The organism is Hymenobacter aerilatus (assembly GCF_022921095.1).
Taxonomy (GTDB): domain Bacteria; phylum Bacteroidota; class Bacteroidia; order Cytophagales; family Hymenobacteraceae; genus Hymenobacter; species Hymenobacter aerilatus.
Genome location: NZ_CP095053.1, coordinates 512,659 through 528,127, shown reverse-complemented (window position 1 = coordinate 528,127; position 15,469 = coordinate 512,659). Strand labels below are relative to the sequence as shown.

Annotated in this window: 11 protein-coding genes; 5 read left to right on the top strand and 6 right to left on the bottom strand. The window is 59.9% G+C overall.

The genetic code is table 11. The annotated features are described in order from the left end of the window. Positions 1-22 precede the first annotated feature (22 nt). Positions 23-946: a DMT family transporter gene (locus MUN82_RS02180; RefSeq protein ID WP_245094593.1), complete on the top strand. Its 924-nt coding sequence runs from the start codon at positions 23-25 to the stop codon at positions 944-946. A gap of 94 nt (positions 947-1,040) precedes the next feature. Here MUN82_RS02180 and MUN82_RS02175 read toward each other — a convergent pair whose 3' ends face one another. The 4 genes from MUN82_RS02175 to lpdA all read right to left on the bottom strand — a co-directional run bounded on the left by MUN82_RS02175 (position 1,041) and on the right by lpdA (position 6,341). Further along, on the bottom strand, positions 1,041-1,238 hold the full coding sequence (locus MUN82_RS02175) for a GldL-related protein (protein WP_245094590.1): 198 nt from the start codon (positions 1,236-1,238) through the stop codon (positions 1,041-1,043). Positions 1,239-1,280: 42 nt separating this feature from the next. Next, positions 1,281-1,694, bottom strand: a complete 414-nt coding sequence (locus tag MUN82_RS02170; RefSeq protein WP_245094587.1) for a response regulator — start codon at positions 1,692-1,694, stop codon at positions 1,281-1,283. A gap of 43 nt (positions 1,695-1,737) precedes the next feature. Continuing rightward, entirely contained in the window at positions 1,738-4,749 is a 3,012-nt protein-coding gene (locus MUN82_RS02165) for a PAS domain-containing protein (RefSeq protein ID WP_245094584.1), read from the bottom strand. Between the two features lie 197 nt (positions 4,750-4,946). Next, positions 4,947-6,341, bottom strand: a complete 1,395-nt coding sequence (gene lpdA, locus MUN82_RS02160; RefSeq protein ID WP_245094581.1) for a dihydrolipoyl dehydrogenase — start codon at positions 6,339-6,341, stop codon at positions 4,947-4,949. Between the two features lie 231 nt (positions 6,342-6,572). Between lpdA and MUN82_RS02155 the strand changes: the two genes are divergently transcribed. After that, positions 6,573-7,301, top strand: coding sequence for a tetratricopeptide repeat protein (locus MUN82_RS02155; protein WP_245094578.1), 729 nt, complete (start codon positions 6,573-6,575; stop codon positions 7,299-7,301). Here the strand turns inward: MUN82_RS02155 and MUN82_RS02150 are convergent. Together MUN82_RS02150 and MUN82_RS02145 are read right to left on the bottom strand one after the other, a co-directional pair. Beyond that, positions 7,298-8,287: a CgeB family protein gene (locus tag MUN82_RS02150; RefSeq protein ID WP_245094575.1), complete on the bottom strand. Its 990-nt coding sequence runs from the start codon at positions 8,285-8,287 to the stop codon at positions 7,298-7,300. The two genes, MUN82_RS02155 and MUN82_RS02150, sit on opposite strands and share 4 nt — an antisense overlap. A gap of 245 nt (positions 8,288-8,532) precedes the next feature. Beyond that, positions 8,533-9,774, bottom strand: a complete 1,242-nt coding sequence (locus tag MUN82_RS02145; protein WP_245094573.1) for an NAD(P)/FAD-dependent oxidoreductase — start codon at positions 9,772-9,774, stop codon at positions 8,533-8,535. A gap of 39 nt (positions 9,775-9,813) precedes the next feature. On the opposite strand from MUN82_RS02145, the gene fabG reads away from it, so the two are divergent. The 3 genes from fabG to MUN82_RS02130 all read left to right on the top strand — a co-directional run bounded on the left by fabG (position 9,814) and on the right by MUN82_RS02130 (position 15,390). Beyond that, positions 9,814-10,563, top strand: a complete 750-nt coding sequence (gene fabG, locus MUN82_RS02140) for a 3-oxoacyl-[acyl-carrier-protein] reductase (protein WP_245094570.1) — start codon at positions 9,814-9,816, stop codon at positions 10,561-10,563. A gap of 217 nt (positions 10,564-10,780) precedes the next feature. Continuing rightward, entirely contained in the window at positions 10,781-13,942 is a 3,162-nt protein-coding gene (locus tag MUN82_RS02135; protein WP_245094567.1) for a TonB-dependent receptor, read from the top strand. 110 nt (positions 13,943-14,052) lie between these two features. After that, the gene (locus MUN82_RS02130) at positions 14,053-15,390 is read left to right on the top strand and encodes an alkaline phosphatase family protein (protein ID WP_245094564.1); all 1,338 of its coding nucleotides are present in this window, start codon (positions 14,053-14,055) and stop codon (positions 15,388-15,390) included. Positions 15,391-15,469: the final 79 nt, after the last annotated feature.

Here is a 15,469-nt window from a genome sequence, read left to right as displayed (position 1 = left end):
AGGCTCCGTACCTTTGCCGGCCATGAAAAACCCCATCCTGCTGCACGCCGCTCTGTTTCTAGTTGCTCTGATTTATGCGGCTAACTATAGCCTGTCGAAAGACGTGATGCCCGTGTATGCCGGGCCGTATGGGCTGGTGGTGCTGCGCACGCTGGGTGCAGCACTGTTTTTTGGGGTGCTCAGCCGCATCGTCAGCCAGGACCGCATCATGGGCCGCGCCGACAACGTGCGCGCCATCTTGAGCGGCCTGATTGGTATTGGGGCCAACCAATTGTTGTTTTTCGGCGGATTGAACCTGACCACGCCCATCAACGCCTCTTTGGTGCAAACCGTGTCGCCGATTGTGGTGGTGCTGGCCTCGGCGGTGCTGCTGGGCGAGAAAATACGACCTACGCGCATTGTGGGCATTCTGGTGGCCGGCGTAGGGGCCGCGCTGATTGTGCTGGGCCGCGAAGCACCTACCGTAGCCCACGCCGCCAACCCGGTGCTGGGCAATATTCTGATCTTGTGCAATGCTTCAGCCTTCGGCGTATACTTGGTTATCGTGATGCCGCTGATGCGCAAGTACAATCCCTTCACAGTGCTGGCGCGCATTTTTCTGGTGGGGGCTGTGGCGGCCCTACCCTTTGGCTGGCGGCAGGCCCTGGCCATCGACTTTGCGCATCTGCCGCTGGTTATCTGGGCCGAGATACTATATATGGTGGTGTTCCTCACCATTGTGGCCTACCTGCTCAACAACTGGGCGCTGAAGTATGCCTCCCCTACCCTCACCGGTGTGTACCTCTACCTGCAACCGGTCCTGGCCGTGCTCATTGCCGTGGCCCTGGGCAAAGACACCTTCACGGTGGAAAAAGCCCTGCAGGCTTCCCTGATTTTCGCGGGCGTGTTCCTGGTCAGCAAGAAGCCGAAAGCTACGCCTGTGCCGCTTACGCCTACCGCTGAGTAATATCTGAGTTAACTATAGCATCTACCTACTACCCTCACTATTCACTTATTTATAGATATTTACCCGCTAAAACAGGCTCAGTAACCCACACTTCCTACTCCTCCGGCTGCCTACTCTTGGCAAACCGATACACCAGCAACGTCCCGGCCACGGCCTGCACAGACAACCCCACCAACATCAGCCAGCTGGCAGCTTGCGCATGCTGTATCTTCAGCAACGCACCCAACAGCACGAAGGCAACGCCGGCGAAGAAAAATGTAAATAAGCGGGGGTAGGAAGGCAACTCGTTCATAGCTTCTAGAAAATACCGTGTTCTGGGTTACAGTGTGGTGGCTTACTGCTCTGGCAATGTGCGCCGAAAATGCAACTGCAGAATGGTAGCCAATTTTTCCTGCGTGAGTGGCTTACTGACCAGGCCCGCAATTGGCAAGTCGTTGAGGCGGCTCAGGTCACTGGCGTCCATGGTGGTCGTGAGCATAATCACGACGGTGGCATGACGCTGCGCCGCAGGCAGCTGCACGTAGTTTTCCAGAAACTCAATACCGTTCATACCCGGCATACTCACGTCGAGCAGAATCAGCGCCGGGCCATCGGTGGGCTTGGTTTCCTTTAATAAGTTTAGCGCCTCCGCACCACTTTCGGCCACCTGCAGGTGGTCGGTTACGCCCAAACGCTTAATCAGCAACTCGTTCAAAAAGTTATTGGTTGAGTCATCATCCACGAGCAACACGCTGGCCAGTTTTTCCATCAGCAAGTAAAAAAGTACCCCATAAGGCACGATACGCCGACTGTCAGTCGGGCAGAGAGATAGTAAAGGTAGTACCTACGTTGGGCTGGCTCTTCACGGTGATGGTGCCGCCGGCGTTTTCCACAATTTTCTTAACCATGTACAAGCCCACGCCCGAGCCCGGTACGTGCGTGTGCAGACGCCGGAACATCCGAAACAATTGCCCCTGCTGCGCTTCCGTTAGGCCCAACCCATTGTCCTCCACTCGCATTATTACTTTATCTGCCGCGCGGTGGCACGTTAGGTGCACGGTGGCGGGCCGGTCGGGCGCGTGGTATTTGATGGCGTTGCTGAGCAGGTTGTAGAAGATACTGCGCAGGTTCTTAGACGAGAAATGTATTGCAGGGCAACCGGCCACGTCTACGGTGAGCGTGGCATTGGCAGCGGCCAGCGCAGGGGCCAGATCCAGGCGCACCGCCTCCACTAAGGCAGGCAGCTCTACCAGCTCGGCCGTGGCCTCATTGGGCTGCAGTTGCGATACATCGGTGAGGTGCGCCAGGGTTTGCTGGAAGCGCCGAACGGCATCGTCCATCATATCTAGCAGGCGCTGTACCAGACTGGCCTGTAGGGCCTCGGGGGGCAACTGCTCGCGCAGGGCCAGCAGGAGCCCTTCGAGGTTGGCAATGGGCGCCTTCAAATCGTGTGAGGCGGTGTACACAAACGTATCGAGGTCGGTGTTGATGCGGGCAAGCCGCTGGTTGGTCTGGCCCAGCGTTTTGTTGGCTGTCTGCAGCTCGCTGTTCAGCGCCAGCACCTGCTGGCGGGCCAGCACCTGCTCGGTCACCTCTATACCCACGGCCACCAGCCCGGTAGCTTGCCGCTGCGCGTTGTAGAGCGGTTGAAAAACAAAATTGACGTAGCTTGTCAGCGGCTGACCATCAAGCTGCTGGCGGGCCAGCTGCACGGGCGCTTCCGTGATGAAGTATGGCTCGCCCGTCCGCAGTACTTCGGCCAGAATTTCCTCGAAGCCCTGCCCTGCTGTTTCGGGCATGGCCTCGAAGTAGAGCTGGCCTACCACCTGCGCTGGCAAGCGACCCCAGATGGCCCCCACTGCCGTATTGGCCAGCTCTACCCGCAGCTCCGAGCCGCGCAGAATGGCAATGGCTACTGGTGCCTGCTCGAAAATGCGTTGTAGCTCGGCCTGCTGCGCGTCGCGCTGCTGGCGGGCCAGCACCTGGTTGGTCACATCGTAGGCAAAGACGGAAATACCCACCACCTGATCCTCCTCGCGGTAGGCCTGGTAGGTGAAGTTGAGGTAGATGGTCTGTAGCTCCTGCGTTTCTACGTCTTCAATCGTCAAAGGCACGGCGTGCCCAAAGAAGGTTTCGCCGGTTTGGTATACCTGGTCCAGCAGCTCCACAAAGCCCTGGGCCACCGCTTCTGGCTGGGTTTCAGCCACCGTGCGGCCGCGCATACTGCGGCCCGGAAACAGCTTTTGGTAGGCCGGATTGAAATACTCAAACCGGTGCTCGGCCCCGCGCAACAGGCAGATAACGGCCGGCGTTTGCTCAAAAACCTGGTACAGGTTTTCTCGCTCCCGGGCTTGCCGCTGCGCCACCGCCAGCATCTCAGCTTGCAGCGCATCCACTTGCCGATGGGCCAGTACCCGCTCAGTTACGTCCAGCACGAAGGCCAGTATTCCCTGAATTTGCTGCTTGCTGTCGAAAAGCGGTTGATAGATAAAATCAACGTAGCACTGCTCTTCCTGGCTGGTGGTAGCGTTCAGCAGTAAGGCTGGCATTTCGGTGCCGATGAATGGTCTGCCAGTGGCATACACCTCATCAAGCAGCTCTATGAAACCCTGCGTTAGTACCTCGGGAAATGTTTCGGCCACGGTATGCCCCAGCTGAGTTCGGTGGGCGGAAAGCTGCTGGTATTGGTCGTTGAAAAAGGAGTAGCGGTGCTCAGGGCCATTGAGCGTAGCAATGGCCGCCGGTACCTGCCCCAGAATCTGTTGCAAAAGACGTTGCTGTACTTGCAGCCGCTCGCGCTGATATTCAGTTTCACGCAGTGCTGCCTGTGCTTCCTGCGTGCGCTGGTTTACCCGCGCTTCTAATTCTTCGTTGAGAAATTGTAACTCCTGCTGTGCCTGATCCAAGGCCATGTTGGTGGCCAAGTATTCTTCGTTGCTGGCGCGTAGTTCTTCATTCAGCGCCTGCACATGCTGGCGGGCCAGCACCTGCTCGGTTACATTGATGGCAATATCAATAACCCCCAGCACCCTGGCATCGGGACCGTATATGGGCTGATAGACGAAATTAAAGTAATGCTTTTCTACCCGCCCATGGTGTAGCAGATCAGCAGGCTCCTCCGTACCCACAAAAGGGGTACGCGTGGCGGCTACCTCCCGCATCAGCTCCGTGAAGCCCTGCCCCCGCAGCTCGGGCACGCCCTCTAGCAAGGGTCGGCCTACCACTTCTGCCGGAGCGTAGCCCCACATAGCGCACAACTGGTCGTTGGCCGCTACCACCGTGCAGTCGTCGCCCTGAAACAAGCCAATAGCCACTGGCGACTGGGTTAGTACCGCCTGCAACAGATTACGCTCCTTTTCCAACGCTGCGTAGGCTTCCTGCTCGTGCGCCTGGCTAATGCGCAACGCCTCTTCCACAGCCGTGCGCGGGTGCTCGTTGGTGTCCGTAAAGCTAACGACCAGCAGCTCGCCGTGGCGCTGGGCCACCAGGTGAAAGTAGCCATCGAGCCCATCGTGCTGGTATAGCACCTGGTGGCGCTCTACCCTACCCGAGCGAAAAGCCGCGCAGTAAAAAGCAAACACGCCCACAGGCTGCGCATTGGGGTACAGCGTCAGAAACGTTTCGGCTGGTTGGGCCGGTTGCTGGAGCAGCTGCTGGGCGGCCGGGTTCAGGTGCACATAGGCCAGGTCCAGTATTGTTTCGCCGTCGGCTGCTATTATGGGCCGAAAAAGGATAACTCCCGTCAGCGAAACATTCAATAGAACATCTAGCAAACTTTCCGGCTCAGAAATAGGTAGGGTTGGTGAATCTGGGGAGGAAGGCATACGAAATCTATCAAACGAAAAGTACCCCAAGGTACACCATTATAGGTCTGAGTAGCTCTGCAGCCGACACATCTTACGGCTGAATTGCTGCCCCTCCCAGTGCTTGCCGAAGCCCTAGGAGGGTAGGAAACAATACAAAGCCCCGGCACGCGCAGTGGCGGCCGGGGCTCTGGTTCAGGTGCGCAGCGGCGCAGGTTTTATAGGTGAATTACCTCGTCGTAGGCGGCGGCGGCAGCTTCCATCACCGCCTCGCTCATGGTGGGGTGCGGGTGCACCGACTTAATGATTTCGTGGCCGGTGGTTTCGAGCTTGCGAGCCACTACCACTTCGGCAATCATCTCGGTCACGTTGGCGCCCACCATGTGCGCGCCCAGCCACTCGCCGTATTTGGCGTCGAAAATCACCTTCACGAAGCCATCCTTGGCGCCGGCGGCCGAGGCTTTGCCGGAGGCCGAGAAGGGGAACTTGCCTACCTTGATGTCGAGGCCGCGCTTGCGGGCTTCGGCTTCGGTGAGGCCCACGGAGGCAATTTCGGGCTGAGCGTAGGTGCAGCCGGGAATGTTCTGGTAGTTGAGCGGCTCGGGGTGGTGCCCGGCAATCTTCTCTACGCAGATAATACCCTCGGCCGAGGCCACGTGCGCCAGCGCCGGACCAGGCACAATGTCGCCAATGGCGTAGATGCCGTCTACGTTGGTTTTATAGTAGTCGTCTACGATAACACGGCCGCGGTCGGTCTTGATGCCCAGCTCTTCCAGACCAATGTTCTCGATGTTGGTAGCAATACCTACCGCCGACAGCACCACGTCGCAGTCGAGTTGCTGCTCGCCTTTAGCCGTTTTCACGGTCACTTTGCAGCCCTGGCCGCTGGTATCTACCTTGGTCACTTCGGCCTCGGTGAGCACCTTAATGCCGATTTTGGAGAAGGAACGCTCCATCTGCTTCGACACTTCCTCGTCCTCTACTGGCACAATGCGGGGTAGGTACTCCACAATGGTTACCTCCGAGCCCATGGTGCGGTAGAAGTAGGCAAACTCGACGCCGATAGCGCCCGAGCCTACTACTACCAACTTCTTGGGCAGCTGCTCCAGCGACATGGCCTTGCGGTAGCCAATGATTTTTTTGTCGTCGATGGGCAGGTTAGGTAGCTGGCGCGAACGGGCGCCGGTAGCCAGGATGATGCTCTTGGCCTCTACCGTTTCCTTGCCGCCGTCGGCCTTGGTTACCTCAATCTTGCCGGGCGCCAGCAGCTTGCCAGTGCCCATGATGGTTTCAATTTTATTCTTCTTGAACAAGAAGTTGATGCCCTTGCTCATGCCGTCGGCCACACCGCGGCTGCGCTTCACCACGGCTGTGAAATCTTGGCCTACGCCAGTGGCGCTCAGGCCGTAGTCGGCGGCGTGGTTGAGGTATTCAAATACCTGGGCGCTTTTCAGCAGGGCTTTGGTGGGGATACAGCCCCAGTTGAGGCAGATGCCGCCCAGCGACTCGCGCTCTACCACGCCTACTTTCAGTCCGAGCTGCGAGGCCCGAATGGCGGCTACGTAGCCCCCGGGGCCGCTGCCGATAACGACCAGGTCGTATTGCAATGCCATACTGTTGTGTTGCTAAATAAACTAGAAAGGAAAAGACTACCCGGCAACGGTGCCGCCGGCCAGGACAAAGATAGGCAGCCGGGCGCACTCGCCCCAACCGCCCTGCCAGCGCCACTCGCAAGGGCTGCGCTGGCCATTTTTTTCGGTGAAGAGCAGCCGGTTGCCGCGCTCGTCCGTACAAAGGCGCCATAGCCTGGCGGTTGCCGCCGGGTCTTTTGCCTCTTGCTTCTCATGCGAACAATCCTACCTACCTTTTTGATTTGCGGGGCCACGCTGCTGCTCACCACGCAGTGCGCCCGCACCACTGAACCTGATAGCCCGGCCTACACCCAATCGGACGCGGCCCGCCGGGCCGTAGCCATGGAAGAGGCGGCCACCCCTAACTTGGATACGTTGGGTGCCGCTGCTACCGCCCCCGATGCCAGCCTTTCGGCGGCGGCTACGGCTCCGGTGCCGAACGCCCCTACCCTGCCCACTACCCCAGCCGACTACCGTCAGGCCATTCGCACAGCCGATGCGGGCCTGAAGCAGCACCCGCGCAACTTCGACTTGCTGCTCACCCGCGCCAAGGCCCACACCCAGCTCGGCCACTACGCAGAAGCCCTCCCCGACTACGCGGCCGCGCTGCGCCTGAAATCTACCGATGCCAATGCCTACCGCGGCCGGGGGCTAGCACATGCCGGTCTGCAACAGTACTCCGCCGCTATTTCCGACTTCTCGAAAGCCCTGAAATACAACTCTCAGGACAAAGAAGCCTATTACCAGCGCGGACAGGCGCAACTGAAGAAGCTTAACTTCAAGGCCGCCATCAATGATTTCACCCAGGCCATTGCCCTTGACTCTACCTATGCCGCTGCCTACGAAGCCCGCGGCACCAGCTATTCCTCCGTCAATCAGCCCACTGCCGCCCGCGCCGACCTGGAAAAAGCGGCCGCGCTGAAGCCCACTGCCCGCCGCTAGCCGTCCAGCCCGCACACGCGCAGCAGCTCCTGCATGCGATGCTGGTAGGTGTGTTCGCGCAGGGTGCGGGCGTAGGCTTGCTCAGCAATACGAGCGCGCTCCTCAGGGCGAGCCAGGTAGTGGGTGCACAGCTCCGACAGTTGCCGTGCATCTTCGTACAACACGATTTCCTCGTTGGGCGTGTATAGGGCCGGGATTTCCTCCTTCGCATCGCTGATTTGGAAAGCCCGGCAGCCGCTGGCCTCAAACAAGCGCGGATTAATGCCGTAAGACCAGCGCTGGTACCACTGGTGCACGTTGAGCACAATGCGAGCTTGGTTGAACAGCAGGGCCATTTCGGTGGGCGTGAAGTAGCCAACCTGCAAAAAAAACGGCCGCAGAGGCGAGTCTTCCGGAATCCGACGCTTCCAGGGACCAATGATGGTGAGCCGGTGGTGACGGGTCAGCTCCAGCAGTACCCGCTCGCGGGTAGGGTGCCAGTCGCCGGCAAATACGATGTCGTAGAGCTGCTCGGCGCCCTCTACGGGCCGATGAATGGCGGGGTCGATGCCCACGGGCAGGTAGTGCGGCTCCTTCACCTCGTAGTGGCGGTAGACGGCCGCCGTACCACGGCTGTTGGAGAAGAAAAAGTCGTAGAGACTTGGCTCAATGTATTTGTGCGCCAAGGAGATGGGGTCGTCGAGCCACCAGCAGATGGTGGGCAGGCCGCGCCGCTTCAGCTCGCGCACGGTATCAGCGTCATGGTTTTTGCCGTAGAGCGTAAAGAAAACGTCAGGCTTGGTGGCTTCTACCAACTCCAGCAGCTGCCGATTTTTATACTTCAGAAACCGTTTAAAGCCCATTTTTTCGCGGGCTCGCTCCAGCTGGCTGTTGCGCTCGTAGTTGAACACCACCACTTCGTGCCCCAGCTCCTGCAAGGCCTTTTCCACGAAACGGCCCATCGGAATGGTGCGCGTATAGCCGGGTATCGACAATAAGAATCTCATAATCAGCCTTATATTTACTACTTGACTACCACTAATTGCGTCGCTGCTCTGTTATTTCGTTTGTCCTAAGCAGCTGAACAGTCGCACAAGATAGGAGTCATTATTTCGCATCATTTGTTGTGTATGCTTGCGACAGGGCGTAGGTATGAGGTAGAGACACAATCTTTTGCGTCTCGTCGGTGCTGAGGTTGTTTTTAGATAATGCTTCCGTCAGTCGTTCAACGCCGAGACGCAAAGATGCTTCTCTACTTACCCAGCATCATCTTCAGATAAAACCCCGGCCGGCGAAGCTGTTCGCGTAGGTCCAGGTCGAGGAACATGTTGGTGAGGGTTTGGGCCAGGGTAGGGTTGCGCACGGCGCGGTTGGCTACAAAATTGAACAGCCAGGGGTAGGCCAGCAGGCGCTGCATGGCGCGGCTCAGGCGTAGCTCCTGCCAGAGGCGGTTGTACACGGCGGCATCGTAGCCTTTCAAAAAGTCGGCGCTGAAATTCTGCGCCTGCACGGCACGGGCGGCCCAGTCGGCGGCGTGGCGGCCCGACACCATGGCGTGGCTGATACCCTCACCCGTGAAGGGGTCGATGAGGGAGCCCGCATCACCAAGTAGCAAGTAGCCGGCTCCCGATAAGGAGCGCCGTTTGGAACCCAGCGGCAGGCCCATGCCGCGCACGGGTCCTAGTCGCTGGGCCTGGGCAAAGCGGTCTTTGAAGCTGGGGTGAGTGGTAAGGATTTCGTCGAGGCGGGCGCGCAGATTGATTTTTTTGGCCGAAACCTTATCGGTGCGCATCCCTACCCCCACGTTGGCTTGCCCATTGGGTAGGGGGAAAATCCAGAGGTAGCCAGGTAGGAATTCTTTCAAGAAATGTAGCTCGATGAAGCCGTGCGGGTGCATTCCGTTTACGCCCTGGTAGTAAGTACGCAGCCCCGCCGAGTGGTGCGCCGGTTCCAGCACGTGCCCACCAATCTGCCGGGCCTGCGCCGACTGCGCGCCGTTGGCAATCAGCAGCAGCCGCGGGGTAGCCACCACGGTGCCATCGGCCGCGAAGAGCTGCCAGCGACCATCGGGTAGGCGCTCGTGTCGGGCCACCTCCACGCCCTCGCGGAAGTCGATTTCCGGACGCTGGCGCACTTGCTCGATCAGTAGGTTGTCGAAATCGAGGCGCTTGGCTACGTGGCCGGGCGCGGGCTCGGCAGCGGGGTTGTAGTGCGCCCGAAAGGGCACTTCCACGGGCCGGCCGTTGGGCGCAAAAAAGCTAATGCCCCAGCAGGGCACTTGCACGGCCGAGGCCGCCAGCCGCGCGGGTAGGGCCGCATCAATCCGGCGCAGCTCGTTGATAACCTTGCCACTGAGCGCGTCGCCGCAGATTTTGTCGCGCGGGAAGGTGGCACGGTCGAGCAGCAGGCAGGGCTGGCCGGCGTTGGCGAGGTGCAGGGCGGCCGTGGCCCCACCCGGACCAGCGCCGAGGATGCAGATGTCGGTTTCGAGCATAGAGATGAAGGCGAAGGTAGTAATTGCTACCTTCGCTGCATGACAAAACTGCTCGACGGAAAAGTGGCCCTGATTACGGGCGCCTCCAAAGGAATTGGCCGCGCGGTGGCCGTATATTTTGCCCAGCAGGGCGCACAGGTGGCTTTCACCTACCTTTCTAGTGTAGAAAAAGGCCAACAGCTAGAACAGGAGCTGGCGGAGTTCGGCACGAAGGTGAAAGGCTTCCGCTCCGACGCTTCCATCTTCGCCGAGGCCGAAAAGCTGGTAGACGACGTGGTGGCAGAGTTCGGCAAGCTGGACATTCTGGTGAATAACGCCGGCATCACGCAGGACGGGCTGCTGATGCGCATGAGCGAGCAGCAGTGGGACCAGGTGCTCAACGTGAACCTGAAGTCGGTGTTCAACCTCACCAAAGCCGCCACCAAGCCCATGATGCGCGCCAAAACGGGCAGCATCATTAATATGTCGTCGGTGGTGGGTGTGAAGGGCAACGCGGGCCAAGCCAACTACGCCGCTTCTAAAGCGGGTATCATTGGCTTCACTAAATCGGTGGCCTTAGAGCTGGGCTCGCGCAACATTCGTTGCAACGCCATTGCGCCCGGCTTCATTGAAACCGAAATGACCGGCGCCCTCGACCAGAAGCAGGTGGAGGAGTGGCGCAAGGCTATTCCGCTACGCCGCGGTGGCTCGCCCGAGGATGTGGCCAAAGCCACTGCCTTTTTAGCCTCGGATGACTCTTCGTACATCACTGGGCAAGTACTGCAAGTGGATGGCGGAATGCTGACCTAACCCACTCCCTACCCTAGTGGCACGACGGCGTGCCTGGCATGGCCCTAGCGGCTGACGCCGGGCACGCCGTCGCGTTTTGGGGGTAGGAGGTTGCATTGTGAAATCGTTACAAAATCCCTGGTTTTCTCTCACAACTCATAACCGCAATATCGCACACCCTTAATATACGCTTTACACTGCCGGAAGACATTTGCGCATCCAAAACCAACCCTACCCCATGCGCAAACACTTTCTACTCTTTCTCAGTGTGTGGCTGCTCTTATGCGGCTATTCCACCTTCGCCCAATCCACCGACGCGACCATTGAAGGACGCATTGTGGACGAGGCCGGCACTACCCTACCCGGCGTGACGGTGGTCGTGCGCAACGAGGCCACGGGCTTTCAGGCCACTACCGTGACCACTACCGACGGGCGCTACCAGCTGCGGCAGCTGCCGCTGGGCAAGCCCTACAGCGTGCGGGTGAGCTACGTGGGCTCGGCCCCGCAAGTGAAAAACGGCCTGGCTCTGAACCTAGGTGACCAGCTGCGAGTGGACTTCCGGATGCAGCCCGAAGCCGTGGGCTTGCAGGAGGTAGTAGTGCGCGGCAACGCCCTCAACAGCCGCGTAGACCGGCTGGGCAGCAGCACGGCCATCACGGACCAAACCATCCGGCAGATTCCGACCCTGAACCGCAGCTTCACCAACCTAGTGTCGCTGGCGCCTACCTCCAACGGGGGCAGCGTGGGCGGGCAGCTACCCTCGTCGACCAACTACCTGATTGACGGCGTGAGTGCCCGCAATAACTTGACCTCCGGGGCGGTAGGCAACGGGCCGTACTCGTTGTCGCTGGAAGCCATCCGGGAGTTTGAGGTGGCTACCAACGTGTACGATGTGACCCAGGGCAGGCAAGGCGGCGGCACCGTTAGCGCTGTCACGAAATCGGGCACCAACACGTTTACGGGCTCTATTTTCGACTATTACCGCGCCGATTTTCTGGCCAGCCCCTACGACATCCGGGGCAACCGTCGCAAACAAAATTTCACCACCAACCAGTACGGTTTCAGCCTGGGCGGCCCCATCATCAAAGACAAGCTGCACTTCTTCACGGCCCTGGACCGGCAGAATGAGTCGGCGCCGTTTTTCATTGCCGACATCAAGTCCGATGCCGATGCCAACGCTTTGGGCATCAGCGCGGGCGCGCTGGACACGGTCTTGAACATTGCCCGCACCAAATACGGTCTGAGCGACGCCAGGCAAACCGGCGAGTTTGGCCGTAAGACGGTAGCCAACACGTTTTTCGCTCGCCTAGACTGGCAGATCAACGACCGGAACCGCCTGACGCTGCGCAACAACTATAGCTCCTGGGACAACCCCAACAGCGTGAACGACAACTCGGCCATCAACCTGTTTGAGGTGTACGGCAACTTTAAGTCGCGCGAGAACAGCACGTTGGCCTCCTTGCGTACTCAGTTCAGCCCTACCCTGCTGAATGAGCTAAAAGTGCAGTACCAGACCGTGCGGCGCGACTACACGCCCAACGACCTGCTGCCTGGCGCCAACATCCCGCGGGCTATTGTGACGGTGCGCTCCCGCCTACCCAACGGCCGCCAGGGCACTACCTCGGTGCAGCTGGGCGGCCAGCGTTTCACTCCCGAAAACAACCTGGAAAACCAGCTGCAGCTGGTGAATACGGCCTACCTCACCAAAGGGCGTTACAATTTCACCTTCGGCACCGACAACACGCTCACCTACCTCGACACGTACATTTCCAGCGAGCAGAACGGCCGCTTTGTATTCAACAGCTTGCAGGAATTCGACGACCTGAACCCCTCGCGCTACGCCCGCGAGGTGCCGTTGCAGGGTGTGCCGTCGGTGCAGCAGTGGGTCTTGAACGCCTCGCTGTTTGGGCAGATGCAGTACAACCCACTGCCGCACGTGGAGGCCATTGTGGGCCTGCGCTGGGACATGACCAGCTACCTCACGGCGGGTGCCTACAATCCGGTAGTGCAGGAAACCCTAGGCCTGCGCACCGACAACAACCCAACCGACTGGAACAACTTTCAGCCCCGCCTGCAGCTTACCTGGGACGTGAAGGGCGAGCGGAAAAGCATCATCCGCCTGGGCGGGGGCATCTTCTCGGCCAACCCCGTGAACTATGCGCAGGTGAACAACATCCAGAACAGCGGCACCAAGGTGGCCTCCATCGACGTGACGCGGCCTTCGACGGGCGCTAACCCGGTACCCCGCCCCGACTTCCCGGCCTACCGCAACGACCCCAACACGGCGCCAGGCCTGCTACCCGGCGTGCCCTACGTGTCGACCATCAACTTGAACAATAAGGACTTGCAGGTGCCAAATATCTACAAGGCTAACCTGAGCCTGAACCACTTATTTGGGCCGGTGCTGCGCGTAGGCGTCAACTTCCTGTACTCCTACACCACCGACAACTACGTGTACCTGGACCGCAACCTGGTAGATCAGCCCTACTTCACGCTCGACAACGAAGCCGGCCGCGGGGTGTTTGTGCCAGCCAATACGATTACGCGGGCGGGCATCACCAACAACGTATTGGGGCGCAAAACCCAGGCCGTGGGCCGCACCTTGGAGTTCGTGAACGGGGCCAAGATTCAGCAGGCAACGGTGGTGGCCGATGCGGAGCTGCGCTACTTCCGCGACGGGTTTTTCAATGCTAGCTACACCTGGAACAGCACCCGCGACAACAGCTCCTACAACGGCAACGTGGCCAACACGTCCACGTTCCGGCCCATTAAGTCGGACCCACGCAGCCTGAGCGAAATCAACTACTCTGATAACCAGTTCCGGCATAAGGTGGTGTTCTTCGGCGCTTCGCCCAGCGTGAAGGGCTTTGTGCTGAGTGGCCGCTTCACAGGCCTGGGCGGCACGCGCTACTCCCTCACGGTGGATGCCGACATCAACGGTGACTTTGTGGGCGGCCCTGGCACCGACAACGACCTAGCCTTTGTGTTTGACCCCAGCAACCCCGCCACCGACCCCGCCGTGGCTGCCTCCATGCAGAAGGTGCTCGACAACCCTGACAACCGCGCCCGCGACTACATCCGCCGCAGCTTGGGCACCATTGCCGACCGCAACGGCGGCGTGAATCCCTTTGCCGGCACGTTTGACGTGCGCCTGCAAAAGACGTTCAAAACCTTCAAAACACAGGCCTTCACGCTGAGCGTGGACGTGTTCAACTTCGCCAACCTGCTCAATAAGGATTGGGGCGTGAACTACAACCTGGGCAACCAGAACCTGCTCTCGGTCACGGGCTTCGACCAGGCCACGCGCCGCTATGTGTACCGCGTGAATGAAAATGTGGGCACCACCCGCCAGAACGGCACGCCTTACCAGATTCAGCTGGGCGCCCGGTATTCGTTCTAACGTTTCGCCTCCCCCCCCAGCCCCCTCTCCCTGAGGTAATGCGCATCAAGTATTTGCGGGGGCGGGGGGTGAGGTTCTCCATCCGCAACAAACCAACACACTCAATTACAATGAAATCTTTTTTTCTCTCCATCAGCTTATTCCTTTCCCTACCCCTCGCGTCTTTCAGCCAAACGGCTAAGCACGTGGTGCTGGTTAGCATCGATGGGTTTCGGCCTGATTTCTACCGCGAGGCCAAGTGGCCTACCCCCAACTTGCAGCGCATAGCCGCCGAGGGCACCTCGGCCGACGGCGTGCGGGGCGTGTTTCCGAGCGTGACCTACCCTTCGCACACCACCCTGATTACGGGGGTAGCGCCGGCCCAGCACGGCATCTACTATAACTCGCCCTTCGAGCCCGATGGCGCCACCGGCCGCTGGTACTGGGAAGAAAACCTGATCAAGACCGAAACGCTGTGGGATGCCGTGCGCAAGGCGGGCCTGAAGTCGGCCTCGGTGATGTGGCCCGTGTCGGTGGGCGCGCCAATCGATTACAACATTCCCGAGTTCTGGTCTCTGGACAAGAGCGTGGACCGCTTCACGCCGGTGCGCCAAAACACTATGCCCAAGGGCCTGATGGAGGAGATTGAGCTGAACGCCACCGGCAAGCTCACGGCCCGCGACATGAGCAGCGACTATGTGAGCGGCGACGAAAACGGCAGCCGCATGGCCGCCTACCTGCTCGAAACCTACAAGCCCAACCTACTCACCCTGCACGTGTTCGGGGTAGACCACGCCGAGCACCAGGACGGCCGCGACGGCGCCCACGTGCGCCGCGCCCTGGCCACCGCCGACTGGGTGGTGGGCCACCTGCTGGAAGCCCTCGCCAAAGCCGGCATCGACAAGGAAACGGCCGTTATCGTTACCGGCGACCATGGTTTTGTGGACATCAACACTGCGCTGGCGCCCAACGTGTGGCTGGCCCAAAACGGCCTTTACAACGCCGAAAAAGGTGATTGGAAAGCGCAGTTCCACACGTCCGGCGCGGCGGCTTTTCTGATGCTGAAAGACCCCAAGGACAAAAAAACCCTGGCGAAGGTACGCCAGCTACTGGCGGCCGCCCCTGCCGAGCAGCGCAAGCTGTTCCGGGTGGTAGAGCGCGCCGAGTTGGATGAGGTTGGCGCCGACCCCAACGCCGCGCTGGCCCTAGCGCCGGTGCCGGGCGTGTCGATGAGCAGTGCCCGCGAGGGGCAGGTGGTGCGCCCCGGCAAGGGCGGCACCCACGGCTTCTTCCCCGATTTCGACCAGATTCGGACGGGCTTTATTGGCTACGGCCCCGGCTTCGAGGCGGGCAAGGTGGTGCCGCAAATGAATCTGCAGGACGTGGCGCCCCTCACAGCCAAGCTGCTGGGCCTACCCTGGCAAACGTCTCCAGCGGCCCCGAAGGTCATCAAAACCGCCACGAGATAGGCAACACGCACTGGCGTTTGCCAAAGCACGAGAGCCGCAGCCACAGGGTGCGGCTCTTTGCGTCTGGTGGTACTGTAGC

What these genes read in the sequence shown, in the direction of transcription:
- fabG (WP_245094570.1), top strand. Translation starts at nt 9,814, where the DNA reads ATGACAAAACTGCTCGACGGAAAAGTGGCCCTGATTACGGGCGCCTCC.
- MUN82_RS02155 (WP_245094578.1), top strand. Translation starts at nt 6,573, where the DNA reads ATGCGAACAATCCTACCTACCTTTTTGATTTGCGGGGCCACGCTGCTG.
- MUN82_RS02180 (WP_245094593.1), top strand. Translation starts at nt 23, where the DNA reads ATGAAAAACCCCATCCTGCTGCACGCCGCTCTGTTTCTAGTTGCTCTG.
- MUN82_RS02145 (WP_245094573.1), bottom strand. Translation starts at nt 9,774, where the DNA reads ATGCTCGAAACCGACATCTGCATCCTCGGCGCTGGTCCGGGTGGGGCC.
- MUN82_RS02150 (WP_245094575.1), bottom strand. Translation starts at nt 8,287, where the DNA reads ATGAGATTCTTATTGTCGATACCCGGCTATACGCGCACCATTCCGATG.
- MUN82_RS02175 (WP_245094590.1), bottom strand. Translation starts at nt 1,238, where the DNA reads ATGAACGAGTTGCCTTCCTACCCCCGCTTATTTACATTTTTCTTCGCC.
- MUN82_RS02135 (WP_245094567.1), top strand. Translation starts at nt 10,781, where the DNA reads ATGCGCAAACACTTTCTACTCTTTCTCAGTGTGTGGCTGCTCTTATGC.
- MUN82_RS02170 (WP_245094587.1), bottom strand. Translation starts at nt 1,694, where the DNA reads ATGGAAAAACTGGCCAGCGTGTTGCTCGTGGATGATGACTCAACCAAT.
- lpdA (WP_245094581.1), bottom strand. Translation starts at nt 6,341, where the DNA reads ATGGCATTGCAATACGACCTGGTCGTTATCGGCAGCGGCCCCGGGGGC.
- MUN82_RS02165 (WP_245094584.1), bottom strand. Translation starts at nt 4,749, where the DNA reads ATGCCTTCCTCCCCAGATTCACCAACCCTACCTATTTCTGAGCCGGAA.
- MUN82_RS02130 (WP_245094564.1), top strand. Translation starts at nt 14,053, where the DNA reads ATGAAATCTTTTTTTCTCTCCATCAGCTTATTCCTTTCCCTACCCCTC.